The sequence below is a fragment of the Marinobacter alexandrii genome, from assembly GCA_039984955.1.
GTDB lineage: Bacteria > Bacteroidota > Bacteroidia > Cytophagales > Cyclobacteriaceae > Ekhidna.
Map to the genome: position 1 here is coordinate 2023432 of JBDWTN010000007.1, position 13536 is coordinate 2036967.

Annotated in this window: 10 protein-coding genes and 1 tRNA gene; 4 read left to right on the top strand and 7 right to left on the bottom strand. The window is 39.1% G+C overall.

Annotation, left to right across the window (positions count from 1 at the left end; translation table 11 throughout):
- Positions 1-44: 44 nt before the first annotated feature.
- A tRNA-His gene (locus ABJQ32_15200) sits at positions 45-120 on the bottom strand.
- 171 nt (positions 121-291) lie between these two features.
- Between ABJQ32_15200 and ABJQ32_15205 the strand changes: the two genes are divergently transcribed.
- On the top strand, positions 292-2418 hold the full coding sequence (locus ABJQ32_15205) for a 7TM diverse intracellular signaling domain-containing protein (protein ID MEP5290998.1): 2127 nt from the start codon (positions 292-294) through the stop codon (positions 2416-2418).
- A 7-nt stretch (positions 2419-2425) separates the two neighbouring features.
- On the opposite strand, the gene ABJQ32_15210 is transcribed toward ABJQ32_15205, so the two are convergent.
- Together ABJQ32_15210 and ABJQ32_15215 are read right to left on the bottom strand one after the other, a co-directional pair.
- Positions 2426-3757 (bottom strand): dihydroorotase, encoded by a 1332-nt coding sequence (locus tag ABJQ32_15210; GenBank protein MEP5290999.1) that lies wholly within the window; start codon positions 3755-3757, stop codon positions 2426-2428.
- A gap of 325 nt (positions 3758-4082) precedes the next feature.
- Positions 4083-5513, bottom strand: a complete 1431-nt coding sequence (locus ABJQ32_15215; protein ID MEP5291000.1) for a M28 family peptidase — start codon at positions 5511-5513, stop codon at positions 4083-4085.
- A 145-nt stretch (positions 5514-5658) separates the two neighbouring features.
- Between ABJQ32_15215 and gcvP the strand changes: the two genes are divergently transcribed.
- Together gcvP and ABJQ32_15225 are read left to right on the top strand one after the other, a co-directional pair.
- Entirely contained in the window at positions 5659-8529 is a 2871-nt protein-coding gene (gene gcvP / locus ABJQ32_15220) for an aminomethyl-transferring glycine dehydrogenase (protein ID MEP5291001.1), read from the top strand.
- Between the two features lie 74 nt (positions 8530-8603).
- A complete protein-coding gene (locus tag ABJQ32_15225; protein ID MEP5291002.1) occupies positions 8604-9707 on the top strand; it encodes a hypothetical protein in 1104 nt (367 codons plus the stop codon).
- On the opposite strand, the gene ABJQ32_15230 is transcribed toward ABJQ32_15225, so the two are convergent.
- Entirely contained in the window at positions 9704-10216 is a 513-nt protein-coding gene (locus ABJQ32_15230) for a hypothetical protein (protein ID MEP5291003.1), read from the bottom strand. The two genes, ABJQ32_15225 and ABJQ32_15230, sit on opposite strands and share 4 nt — an antisense overlap.
- Between ABJQ32_15230 and ABJQ32_15235 the strand changes: the two genes are divergently transcribed.
- Positions 10197-11222, top strand: a complete 1026-nt coding sequence (locus ABJQ32_15235; protein ID MEP5291004.1) for an SMP-30/gluconolactonase/LRE family protein — start codon at positions 10197-10199, stop codon at positions 11220-11222. The genes ABJQ32_15230 and ABJQ32_15235 overlap by 20 nt on opposite strands.
- A gap of 71 nt (positions 11223-11293) precedes the next feature.
- Here the strand turns inward: ABJQ32_15235 and ABJQ32_15240 are convergent, their stop codons facing one another.
- Genes ABJQ32_15240 through ABJQ32_15250 form a run of 3 tightly spaced genes read right to left on the bottom strand, consistent with a single transcriptional unit; the run spans position 11294 to position 13528 of the window.
- Positions 11294-11920, bottom strand: coding sequence for a hypothetical protein (locus tag ABJQ32_15240; GenBank protein ID MEP5291005.1), 627 nt, complete (start codon positions 11918-11920; stop codon positions 11294-11296).
- 28 nt (positions 11921-11948) lie between these two features.
- Complete coding sequence (locus tag ABJQ32_15245) at positions 11949-12737, bottom strand: DUF4097 family beta strand repeat-containing protein (protein ID MEP5291006.1); 789 nt, start codon at positions 12735-12737, stop codon at positions 11949-11951.
- A gap of 50 nt (positions 12738-12787) precedes the next feature.
- Positions 12788-13528 carry a HEAT repeat domain-containing protein gene (locus tag ABJQ32_15250; protein MEP5291007.1) on the bottom strand — a complete coding sequence of 247 codons (741 nt, stop codon included), beginning with the start codon at positions 13526-13528 and terminating at the stop codon, positions 12788-12790.
- Between the last annotated feature and the right edge of the window lie 8 nt (positions 13529-13536).

Genomic DNA, 13536 nt, shown 5'->3' on the forward strand with positions numbered 1-13536 from the left:
TAGATCATAAAATGAAAAGCCCTGACATTATTGCCAAGGCTTTTGGGTGGAAGATGGGGCTCGAACCCACGACCCTCGGTACCACAAACCGATGCTCTAACCAACTGAGCTACAACCACCGTATACTTTCAGGAATCCTGAAAAGGACTGCAAAAATAACATGAGTCATCCATACTACAAATGCTTTTGTCTTATTGAACGATACTATTTCTGCATTCAACGACTAATGTTGACTCTATCTAGCTCATCGCTATAAATTGTGATCTAATATTCGCCTAAAATCGTCCTAAAATGAAAGGTTTATCTATTCTCATGAAGCTTGGCTTTTTGATTGTTGGTTTAATTAGCTCCTTTACACTTTATTCTCAATCCAAAAAAGATAATTCGTATACCGTTGAAAAAGGATACATCGATTTGTCAAACTATAATCCACACGAAAATGACCCAATAGCCTTAAATGGAGATTGGGAGTTTTACTGGGAAACACTACTAGATCCTGCTGATTCAACTTACCAATCAGACTTGCTGGAGGCTACTTATTACACCGTGCCAGAAGGTTGGTCTGAAAAGAATGATGTCTATAATATAGGCATCAACAATTATGGGTATGGCTCCTACAGGCTAAACATACATTTTGGGAAACCTCAATTTAACTTGGGTCTCAAGGTTAGGTCATGGGGCCTAGCAAACAAGATTTTCATTAATGGAGAGGTTCTGGGACAATCGGGGCAAGTAGGAACTTCAACCACTAGCTGTGTGCCGGAATCTAAAGTAGAGGCTATTTCTTTTGACGCACCAGAAGGCACAGCGGAGATTATTATTCATTCCAGCAATTTTCATAACAGGGCAGGAGGGTTAGCCGCAGAAATTGTTTTAGGCGATGGAGATGTTATTCAAGCTTCGAGACGAAACCTGGAATGGTTAGATCTATTTTTAGTAGGCTCCATTTTTATCATGGGTGTTTATCATATTGGTCTTTTCTTCGTAAGGAAGAAAACGTTCTCTCCTTTACTATTCGCTCTTTTTTGTTTCACGATAGCACTCAGAATTATCACCAATGAGAATTTCGGAACAGACATCATAACGATGAACGGCTTTCTACATCGTAAGATTGACTACTTAACCTATTATCTGGCTTTTGGTCTCTTCTTTTTTTACAGTACTCGGCTTTTTCACAAAGATGTTATTCCATGGGTAGTAAAAATTGCTCTAGGCTTCATCTTAATCTTTTCAATAGGAGTAGCAATTCTCCCAATGAAAGTTTACACGATGGGACTCATTGCGTTTCAGCTCTTCACATTCGTAGCAATGTTGTATCTCACTTTTGTAATGATCCTAGCTACAATACGGAAAAGAGATGGTGCAAGAATCTATCTTATTGGTTGGATTTTACTTTTCACCACAGGCATAAATGACTTACTTCATTTTTCTGGACTTATTGAAACCACTTCTCTTTCTCACATTGGAATTCTTCTATTTATTCTTTCACAGGCTTTGTTGCTTATGTTCAGATACGAGAGATCCTTCAAACGAAGTTTTTATCTTGGAAGAAAGCTCAATCACGTAAACAAGAATCTTGAAAAAATTGTAGCAAAGAGAACTAAGGATTTAGCGGAAAAGAATAAGAGCATAACAGAAAGTATCAGTTACGCAGAAAAAATTCAGACCGCTTTACTTCCACGAGAATCTGACATCAAAAAAATATTCCCCAATTCATTCATCGTATTAAAACCTAAGGATGTAGTCAGTGGTGATTTCTACTGGTTTGCACACCTTGAAGAAACAAAAAGAGGTGCCGTTTCAATTATTGTTGCTGCTGATTGTACTGGTCATGGTCTTTCGGGAGCGCTAATGACCATGTCTGGGTCTACTTCGTTGGATCAAATTGTAAACCTACAAGGGATAACTTCTCCAGATTCCATCGCTGCATCATTAAATAATTCCATTAGAAATCTCCTTCATCAAACTGACTTACAGAACAGCAATCAAGATGGGATAGATGCTGCTATTTGCACCATATATCATGATGAAAAAATTGTAGAATATGCTGGAGCTAATGGTCCGTTAATTTTTGTCAATGATGATGAAATAGAGACTATCTCTCCAACAAAAATCTCTTTGGGAGGTAATTCAATGCAAGTGGATAATAGTGTATTTCAAAAACATAGCTTTTCATTCGAGCAAAATGATGTTTCCATTTACTTATTTTCAGATGGGTACATCAATCAAGTCGGAAGCCCTAAAAACGAAGCATTTGGCATAACTCGTCTTAAAAAATTGATATTGAAAAATTCAAAAAGCAACCCAAGGGATAAAGCATTAGAATTTGATACCACCTTGGAAAATTGGATAATACAAGGAAAAGCAAATCAATCTGATGATATGCTGATAATGGGGATCAACTTATCAAACACCTAATATTAGACTAACGATCAAATGCAAGACGCTGACCCATCTTGCTTTCATTCAGCTCACCATTGTCATAAGCCAAGTGACCGGAAACAAAAGTCTTTTCTACACTTGACTTAAACCTGTGTCCCTCAAACGGAGACCAATTGCATTTTGCCAAAATATTTTCTTTAGTTACTTCCCAGGGCTTTTTCAAATTCACTAATGCAAAATCTGCGTAGTACCCTTCTCTGATATATCCTCGCTCTTTCACATCGAAACATTCAGCCACCGCATGACTCGTTTTTTCTGCAATTCGCTCCAGCGAAATTTTACCTTGATGATAAAAATCTAGCATCGCCGTTAAAGTATGTTGAATGAGCGGGCCTCCTGAAGGTGCTTTTAGGTACTTATTATCTTTTTCTTGAATGGTATGGGGTGCATGATCCGTAGCGATTACATCGATCCTATTATCAAGCAATGCTTCCCAAATTTCATCTCGATCTTGAGCCGTTTTCACTGCAGGATTCCATTTGATATAGGCGCCTTTCTCATCATAATCCTGATCCGAAAACCAGAGGTGATGAATACAGGCTTCAGATGTGATTCGCTTTTTACCTAGAGGTTCATCATTTGAAAAAAGATGTGTCTCCTTTCCAGTCGATATATGAAGAATATGTAGACGAGCATTATTCTTCTTCGCCAATTCAACAGCTTTGGAAGAGGATAAATAGCAAGCCTCCTCGTTTCGGATAAGAGGATGGCACTTAAACGGAATATCTTCTCCGTACTTTTCTATATATGCCTCCGTATTTGCACGAATAGTTGCTTCGTCCTCACAATGGGTCGCGATTAAAATAGGTGCATTTCTAAAGATATTCTCAAGTGTTTCAGGGTCATCAACCAGCATATTTCCTGTCGAAGAACCCATAAAAATTTTAATGCCACAAACAGACGCTGGATCTGTTTTTAGGACCTCATCCAAATTATCATTCGTGCTGCCCATGTAAAAGGAATAGTTAGCCAAAGAATTCTTAGCCCCTATTTCATACTTCTTAGACAATAGCTCTTGGGTAATAGTTTGTGGGTTCACGTTCGGCATTTCCATGAATGATGTGACTCCACCAGCAACAGCCGCTCTGGATTCCGTGAAAATATTCCCTTTATGAGTTAATCCTGGCTCTCTGAAATGTACTTGATCATCAATCACCCCAGGAAATAGGTGAAGCCCTTCACCATCTATTAATTGATGATTTTCTGATAAAGTCAGCTGGCTTCCAATTTTCTCTATTCGATCATTCTTAATCAGAACATCTCCATGAGCGATTTTTCCTTCATTTACAATTGCTACATTTTTAATCAAGTACATATCACTATTTTGTTATTTGATTTGAATATTCTGGAAACTCAGATGAAGAAGCGTTTTTTGCAAAATTTGTTTCAAAAAAAATGAAAGCTCAAAGAAAAAGTGAAAACCTTCGAAATACGATAAAAAGAGCTAATTATTAGTTTCTGGCTGCTTAAAATTTTTCCCTTGCCTTTTTTTGCTGCAATTATTTAAAGGAAACCGTATTTAATAATTATACTTGTGTCAGAAAGATGGATATTTTATCTTTCTTTCCATAGCTGGTTGAAAAGATCTTGTGGGGCAAATGCCCCACAATGATCGATTCTCACAACTTCTTCCAGTCTTCTCATTTATCTACCTTAACTCTTTCTGATCGATTTGCTACTTCCCAACCTGTGTGGAACACAAGTCTTGCTCTTTTTTCCATTGTTTCAAACTCAATCTTTTCTATCGTATCAGTCGATTTGTGATAATCAGGGTGTGTTCCATTAAAATAGAAAATGATTGGAATGTTATTCTTAGCAAAGTTGTAATGATCTGATCGGTAGTAGAATCTATTCGGATCATTCTCATCATTATATGTGTAGTCCAGATTCAGATTTGTATATGTCTTGTTTACCTTTTCTGAAAGCTCATGTAACTCTGTAGACAGCTTATCAGAGCCAATCAAATAGATATAATCTGAAGCATCAGAATGCGCATCATCTACTCGACCCACCATATCAATGTTTAAGTTAGCAACGGTATTCTCCAATGGAAAAATCGGATCAGTATCCGTATAGTATCTAGACCCAAGTAATCCCTTTTCTTCACCTGTTACAGTCATAAATAGAATACTCCTTTTCGGTCCTTTTTTCTTCTTTGCTGCTGTAGCAAAAGCTTCAGCGATTTCTAAAACCGTTACCGTTCCTGAACCATCATCATCAGCACCATTGTAAACTTCCCCATCGATGATACCAACATGATCATAATGGGAGGTGATGATAAGAACCTCATCAGGCTTTTCTGTTCCTTTCATGAATCCAAGAACATTTTCCGTTCCAACTGGCTTGTCCAAATAGTCTGCATTGAGAATTACTTGCGTATTGTCTCCTGCTTTGATCTCTTCGAAATCTTTATCAAACATCCATGCTGCTAGAGACTTATCTGCGATAATCATTTTATCTGCAGTGTTATCTCTTGCATCAATTCCTAAGCTTGCGCGTTTCAAAAATGGACCAAATCTGCTTAATGTTGAGCTATACTCATCATCGTTTGTTACAACAATGATGAAGCCAATGGCTCCTGCTTCTTTTGCCTTATCAATTGTTTCTTGAAGTCCACCTAACTTTTCTGTTACATAAACCACATAAGATCCATCAAAGCCTTTCATTTCATCATCATCTTCTGATGCCATGACCACATTGATATACTCTTCTCCCATGGTCTCAGATCTGGAGTAATAAACAAAATCTTCAAATCCAACCATCTTATCATCTCCTCTTTTCATATATACAGACCCTATAGAAGACTGTGTCAGGTTGAATTTCTGAAAGTACGATCCATCTACAGGTGGTTCCAAGCCCAGAGATTTAAAATGATTAGCAATGTACTCAGCAGCCATCTTCTGTCCTTTTGTTCCTGTTTCCCTTCCTTCGTACTCGTCAGATGCCAAGATTGAGAGGTGCTCTTTCAGGTCTTCGGAGGTAATTGTCTTAGCGTACTTAATGGCTGTTTTATCCTGTGCCAACAGTCCAAAGGCCACTATCAGGCCCAAAACGTAACTTATCTTTCTCATTGTGATTAATGTGTTAAAATCAGAACCTAAAACTAAGAAAAATAGATTCTGTCAAACCAATTAATTACACAAATGGTTAAGGTCTAAATCCTTTCTGTACTCAAAGTCCTGACGTAAATTTGCGGCCTTAAAACAGTAGCCCCTGATGAAATTAAATCTTAATGATCGTGTAGCATTCGAAAGAAGACATAATGGTCCTTCTAATGAGGAAGTTTCCAATATGTTGGAAGTGATTGGTTTAAAATCAGTTGATCAATTGATTTCTGAAGCAATTCCAGCTCCAATACTCAAGAAGGAATTAATGGACCTTCCTCCTGCATTAAATGAGTTCGAGTATTTAAATCATCTGCAAGAGGTCGCGGATAAAAATAAGGTTTTCAACTCTTTCATAGGACAGGGGTATTACAATTGTGTAGTCCCTACGGTTATCCAGCGTAATATTTTGGAAAACCCAGGCTGGTATACTGCTTATACACCTTATCAGGCGGAAATAGCTCAGGGTAGACTTGAAGCACTGATCAATTTCCAAACAATGGTTATCGACCTGACAGGAATGGAAATAGCTAATGCTTCTCTACTTGATGAAGGTACTGCAGCCGCTGAAGCAATGTCTATGCTATATGGCTTGCGAAAAGGAGACAAAAAATCATCAAACAAATTTTTAGTCGATAATCAAGTGTTTCCTCAGACGCTGGATGTCTTAAAAACACGCGCCCTTCCTTTCGGAATAGAGCTAGAGATCGTAGATCTTGCCAATGTAGATGTTACATCTCCTGAAATTTTTGGGGTATTTTTTCAATATCCAAATAACTCCGGATCTGTCAGAGACTGGTCTGCCATTGTAGCGGCTGCTAAAGAAAACGGGGTTTTCACAGCATGTTCTTCAGATTTATTGGCACTGACTTTACTAACAGCACCAGGAGAGTGGGGAACCGATGTTGTAGTAGGAACGAGCCAACGCTTTGGGGTGCCAATGGGCTATGGAGGACCTCATGCTGCTTTCTTTGCTACAAGAGAGGCCTACAAAAGATCAATCCCTGGTAGGATAATTGGCGCTTCAAAAGATGCCCATGGAAATGATGCCTATCGAATGGCGCTCCAAACAAGAGAGCAGCACATTAAACGAGAAAGAGCCACTTCCAACATTTGTACTGCACAAGTCCTTCTAGCTGTAATGGCTGGAATGTATGCGGTGTACCATGGTTCGGAAGGGTTAAAAAATATTGGTGCAAGAACTCACGGACTAGCAAAAGAAACTGCAAATAACATTGCTCAATATGGCTTTGAAAATCAAAATACTTTCTTTTTCGATACGCTAAGAATTCCGCTAAGTCCAGAGCATCTAACAACAATCAAGCAGTTAAGCGAGGAAAGTCAAATTAACTTTCGCTACTTCGAAGATGGTGTTGGTGTTTCCTTTGACGAATCTCACACTGTTGAGGATGCCAATAAGGTCGCTAAAATATTTGCCCGACTTGGAAATGCTTTTGAGTCTCCAATCGTTGAGGATTTTGAGGTTGAGTATCCTTCTTCACTTACAAGAAATACTCCATACCTTCAGCATCCCATTTTCAATCAGTATCATTCAGAACATGAGCTTCTTCGGTACATGAAGAGGTTAGAGAACAAAGATCTTTCATTGGTTCATTCAATGATTTCGTTGGGCTCGTGTACCATGAAGTTGAATGCAACTTCAGAAATGATTCCCGTAACATGGCCTGAGTTTGGAAATATTCATCCGTTTGCTCCAAAGGATCAGGCTGAAGGATACGGCATACTAATCAATGAACTTCATGATTGGCTGGTAGAGATTACAGGGTTTCATTCTGTATCATTTCAACCAAATTCAGGTGCGCAAGGTGAATATGCCGGTCTGATGGTAATCAAATCATACTTGGAAGGTACAGGCCAGCCAAATAGAAATGTAGCGCTTATTCCATCATCAGCACACGGTACTAACCCAGCAAGTGCCGTTATGGCTGGCATGAGAGTTGTCATCGTAAAATGTGATGAGAATGGAAATATTGATGTTGATGATTTAAGAGAAAAGGCTGAAGCCAATAGCAACGAACTTGCTGCACTAATGGTGACCTATCCTTCTACTCATGGGGTGTTTGAGGAAGAGATCATTGAAATATGTAAAATCATGCATGACAATGGTGGGCAGGTCTATATGGATGGAGCTAACATGAATGCTCAGGTAGGGCTTACTTCTCCTGGGATCATTGGTGCAGATGTATGTCACCTTAACCTTCATAAGACATTTTGTATTCCTCACGGAGGAGGCGGTCCTGGTATGGGTCCGATTGGCGTTGCAGAGCACCTTACTCCGTATCTTCCAGGTCACTTTACGGAACATAGTAACAACCCTTCCGTATCAGCAGCACCTTATGGAAGTGCCAGCATTCTTCCTATTTCTCATGGATACATCGCCATGATGGGAGCTCAAGGTTTAACTAATGCGACAAAAATTGCTATTCTAAATGCTAACTACATAGCAGCGAGATTAAAAGATCACTATCCTGTTTTATATGCAAATGACAAAGGAAGAAACGCTCATGAATTGATTATTGACTGTCGTCAATTCAAAAAATCTGGTGTTGAAGTTGAAGATATTGCAAAAAGGCTCATAGACTATGGATTTCATGCTCCTACCGTTTCTTTCCCCGTTCCTGGAACGATGATGATTGAGCCTACCGAAAGTGAAGTTCAAGAAGAGCTAGATCGATTCTGCGATGCGATGATTGCAGTTAGAGCAGAGGTTCAGGAAGTGATTGATGGAGTGGCGGATGCAAAAGACAACCCTCTGAAAAATGCACCGCATTCATACAAAGTTTTGATGTCAGATGAGTGGAAGTACCCTTACTCAAGAGAAAAAGCTGGATTCCCGGCACCTTATGTGAGGGAGAATAAATTCTGGCCGGCAGTTAGTCGTGTCGACAGTGCATATGGTGATAGAAACCTTATGTGCAGCTGTCTCCCGTTGGATGCGTATGAAGAAGAGGTAGAAGCTTGATAAAAAAGATTTTAATCTGGCTAATTATAGCTTGTCTTTTCTTAGCTTTTTCCCTGTTTGGTGTGATGCTTTGGATGTATCAAATCATAGAAAAGGGATCGGTTTCTTTTGAGTCTGACTGGATAGAAATCCCTTATGAGTACACTTCTTCAGGGCATATAAAGATCTATTTAGAAGTAGATGGAACAAAATATCCTTTTATAGTAGACTCAGGGGCAAGCAATATTCTTTTTGGTGATAGCCAAGGTTTATCCAATGAGTTCAAAGGATTTAGTTTTTCCGTAGATAGTAATGATAAGCCCTCTTTTGTCAAAATAAGATCCGTCGAATCAATAACCATAGGTACGCTTACCGGTAATGATCTTCGATTTAAGATTATAGAATACTCCGCTGACTGTGAAGGTGAAGCGATTGGTATCATAGGGAAAGAAGCTATGAGACATCATGTTTGGCAATTTCTTCCAGAAAGAAATATGATTCGAATTGCAAAAAGCCAGGATCATATCACTCACTTTCCTAATGAAGATACAATCAAATTGAGGCGCAATAAGTACAGCCACCATCTGTATGCCCGCATTTCAATAGATGGTCGCAAAAGCAATTCTTATTTTGTTGATACTGGGTCTAACGGAAAGATTACTACCCCACTTGATTCAACCTGGAAGGTACAAGAGGCGAGTAAAGTTTTTGGGCGAACGAGCAAAGGATTAGGCGGTATTGATAAAACGGCAAGCTATATTTTTAGAATTGATAGTCTGAATTTTAAAAACGGAGGAGGGACTAAAGGACCTATGGATATCTCAGTGAGTGATCGAAAATTCAAAGCTCTGGGATCAGCGTTTTTAAGAAATTTCAATTTTACTCTTGATTGGAAAAACAAGCAAATGATACTTGCCCCTCTTGAGAAACAACGATTCATTTATCGTGACTTTGGTGCTCGGCTAAATGTGGATGAAGACGGAGTTTTTGTAACTACAATCATAGAAAACTCTTCTGCTTATCAAGCTCAATTAGAGGTGGGTCAACGAATAGATAAGGTCAATGGAGTATTAGCTTCAGAATTGGATGGTTGTACACTGGTAGAAAAGGTGAATGAAAGCGATACACTGAAACTCACCTTTAAGAAAGAAGATGAAATCAATTCTGTAAATCTGCTGAGGGAGAATTTATTCAACTAATTGCAAAGTCTTATCTCAAAAGATCCTTCAACTGTATTGTCATCATCAAGAACTGCTTGCAAGTATCCTATCACTACTTGTCCGTCGATTGCAAATATTTCCATAAATCCACTTGAAGCTATAAGATTTTTTGAAGGTGATATTTCGAATGAAACTTGCACCTGATTGTTATCGAGAACTTGCGGAGAAACAAAAAAACTTCCTTCCGAAGGTCTAAAGATTGCCTTTATATGCTCAATAGAAGGACTAGGTAAAGTACAGGGATCATTTACAGATTCCTCACTGGAAAGAAACCGGATACGGTATTGGAAGTCGGATGATACCAGATATCCATTAGCAGATGAATAGCTCCAAGCCTCACCGTTAATCTTTCCTTCAAGTATCTGATCCGGAAGTTGAATTTCATCCTTTCCACAGCTTGTGAATAACAGCATTAAGGCACTGAGAATGAAAGATTCTCTAGATTTAAGGATTGTCCATTTAAGCGCTATGAAGAAATTTTTACTCACACTCCTGATCATTGTAATCCTTTTATTGGCTTTTGTCCTTTACACATTCACGTCAACAGGATATTTCCGTGAAATTAATAACACTGAAAACTATGAGGTTATTGCAGAAATCCCCTTGAAAGGTGCAGAAGATTTTACAATAAACTATGAAGATAGATTTATGATCATCTCTCAGGATGATCGTGCAGGGCGAAGAGATGGGACTAAATCAAAAGGACATCTCTATTATCTTGATCTGGACTCAGGTGAATTCCGACCTAAAAAACTAACGGCTAACTACAAGCTGCCTTTCTATCCTCATGGCATTAGCTTGTTAAAATTGGATTCTGCTCACTATCAAATACTTGCTGTGAATCATGCGAGAGGTCATACGATTGAAAAATTTGAATTGTTTGGAGATAGCCTGGTTTACATGGCCACTTTCAGAGATAAGAGTATGATTAGCCCCAATGACGTAGTTATCCTTGATGAAGAGTCTTTCTATTTTACAAATGATCATGGATATTCAGGAAAATGGGGAAGACTTGCTGAGGATTATTTGGGAGTGGCTGCTTCGAATGTGATGTACTATGACGGAAATTACAAAGAAGTCGCTTCCGGAATAAAATATGCGAATGGCATCAATATCTCGAAAGATAGAAGTCAGCTGCTTCTGGCCTCTCCACGCGGGTTTAAGCTAAAATACTTCGATATTCAGCAAGATGGCTCTCTGGAGCTAGATAAAGATTTGGATGTGGGAACGGGCATAGACAACATTGAGCTGGATGAAAATGGAGACCTATGGATCGGATCACACCCAAACTTGCTCGCTTTCGCAGCGTACGCTGCAGGTAAAAAAGAAAAAGCACCCTCAGAGGTAATTAAAATTTCAAATGGTAAGGCAGAGAGCTTGTATGAAGATGATGGTTCCTTCATATCCGCGAGTAGTGTTGCGGCTCCTTATAACGGTTTACTTTTTGTTGGTACAGTGATGGATGATAAGCTAGTTGTGCTGAAGAAAAAATAGACGTCTGGAGAATATGAATAAACGAAGCAATCTTATAGTGAGATTGCTTCGCTCATGTTGCAGTGGCTTTCTTATCCTTTTCTGAGATAAATGTTTCCACTAATAGTCTCAAAGTTGGATTCGATTCCTCCACTACTAACCCTGCCTCGAATATCTTGGCCCACAATCTGATTCAACCCTTTTTTACCATAAGGATATTTGATTTCGATATCAGAGTAGATCTCTCCAGATATTGTCTTTGCTTTGAAATCCATCCCTTGCTTTTCGGAGATCGTCACATCAATTACTCCAGAAATTGTTTTTAATTTCATCTCTGCGCCAAAGTACTCGAACTCATAGTCTCCTGATATGGTATTGGATTTCACATTCAGCTTCTTTGGAAGATATACGGTATAGTGGATAGTCGATGTATTACAATTCTTCCGCTTCCCATTTTCATCCTTTATTCTTTTCCACATGTCTTCATCCATCTCTACATAAATAGTAGAGCTTGATTTATTGGTTTTTAATGAGAATACATCATTGTCTTTACCATTGTTGATCTCTACCATCACCTCTACATACACTTCATTCTTATCCCATGTCTTAAAGATGATGTCATCAGCATATGCAAACTCTAGATCTAACAGCTCCTGACCAGATACAGGAACAGATGCTGTTACTTTTTTTGGCTGTGCAGACAACCCTAGATTTGCCATGCACAATATGATTATAAGGACTCTCATCTTATTCTGGTTTTCTTACGTAGATATCTCCGCTAACCGTCTTCAATGAAACTTCCACTCCTCCTCCATTTAGTTTCCCAGTTGCATTTTGACCTCCAATTCTTCTGATTTTTGCATCCTCACCAAAGTCAAAATCAAATGCAGTGTAAACTCCTCCCGAAACGGTGGCCATTTTGAATGTCCCTTTGGTGGATTCTGGTAACGTCACATCTATATCTCCACTTGTAGAGCTCAAAGAAGATGGTGATGTACTAGAAAGAGAAGTGAATGTGACCTCAAGATCTGAACTTAGTGTATGTGCTACAATAGGTCCTGTTACATCTATAAACTCTAAATCACCTACTTGACTTTTTGCCTCTACTTCGCCGGCCATTCCTTTGATTACTACATCACCAGCCTGCCATGAGTTATAGTTGACTTTAAGTTTTAGGTTTTTCGGTAAGTACATGATATAATCTGCATTATCTGCTTCTCTGTGAGCTCCGGAAAGCGTAATAGTGTTGCCTTCCTGCTTCATACTCAACCCTATTCCTGTATTTTCCGGTCCTGAAGCTGAAAGTGGCTTAAGTCCTTGGGCTTTATCTGGAAGGCCTCTATAATTTTTGCTTTCAATTTTTATGTCTGACCCTGAGGTTCCTTCTATTTTCAAGTCGGAGCTAAGGTTATCTATTACCAGCCATGTCTCAGCTGCATTTCCTTTTACCGAAATGGTAAAACTGCTCTTTTTATCGTTTTGCGCCATTCCACTGACACATGTCAATAGTATTAGGCCTGCTATAATCGTTTTCATTTTATTGTTATTTGAATTTTTAGTCATTTGAATAAGTACCGGTATGTTTTTTACGTCAAAACCTGAATAGCAACTTCTGCTTGCTGCTTCACCTCAGGTGATGTATTTTCTTTTTCTATCATATCTCTCAATGGTGCAATAGCACTTCGTTCTTCCGCTTCTACCAAAATGGTAATCAGCGAAATCTGAATGAGAGGATCTATTTGTGACTCAAGCGACTTAACTAACTCCGCTCGAACATCTGCTTCGCCAATAAACTTTTCAAGAGCTTGTAGCGCAGCGTATCTCACATTCGGGCTTTCATCCGAATTAAGTGTGGTGATCAGCGTTGAGATCAGCTCAGTATTAAGTGTCGATTTCTCTTCAATTTGATTAACCGCCATGATGCGCTCACTTGCCGAATGGCGCTGTAGCGCGCTCGTTAGCGTTACTTCTCTAAGCGACTGTATTTCACCTTTTAATAGTGCCAATTCCTGTGACGAGTCATTAGTAGAGAATTTACCCATTCCGAAACCGACAATCAGCAATGCCACAGCCGCTGCTACTTGCATCCACGACCAATGATTCCCCTTTCTGTTGATCTTTTCATTGATTAATGCTTGCTGAAAGCCTGTCTGAATATGTACAGGCACCTCAACTTCGCTGGAGGTCTCAATTGCTAGCATTATCTCTTTCAAGTCATTGTAGCGCTTCTTCAAGTCAGTTTCCGTATTAATTTTGGATTCCAACTCTGCATTCGCCTCTCCCTCAAGGAGTGCAATTAATTGTTCATCTGTGATTGTTTCTTTCATCACGCTTA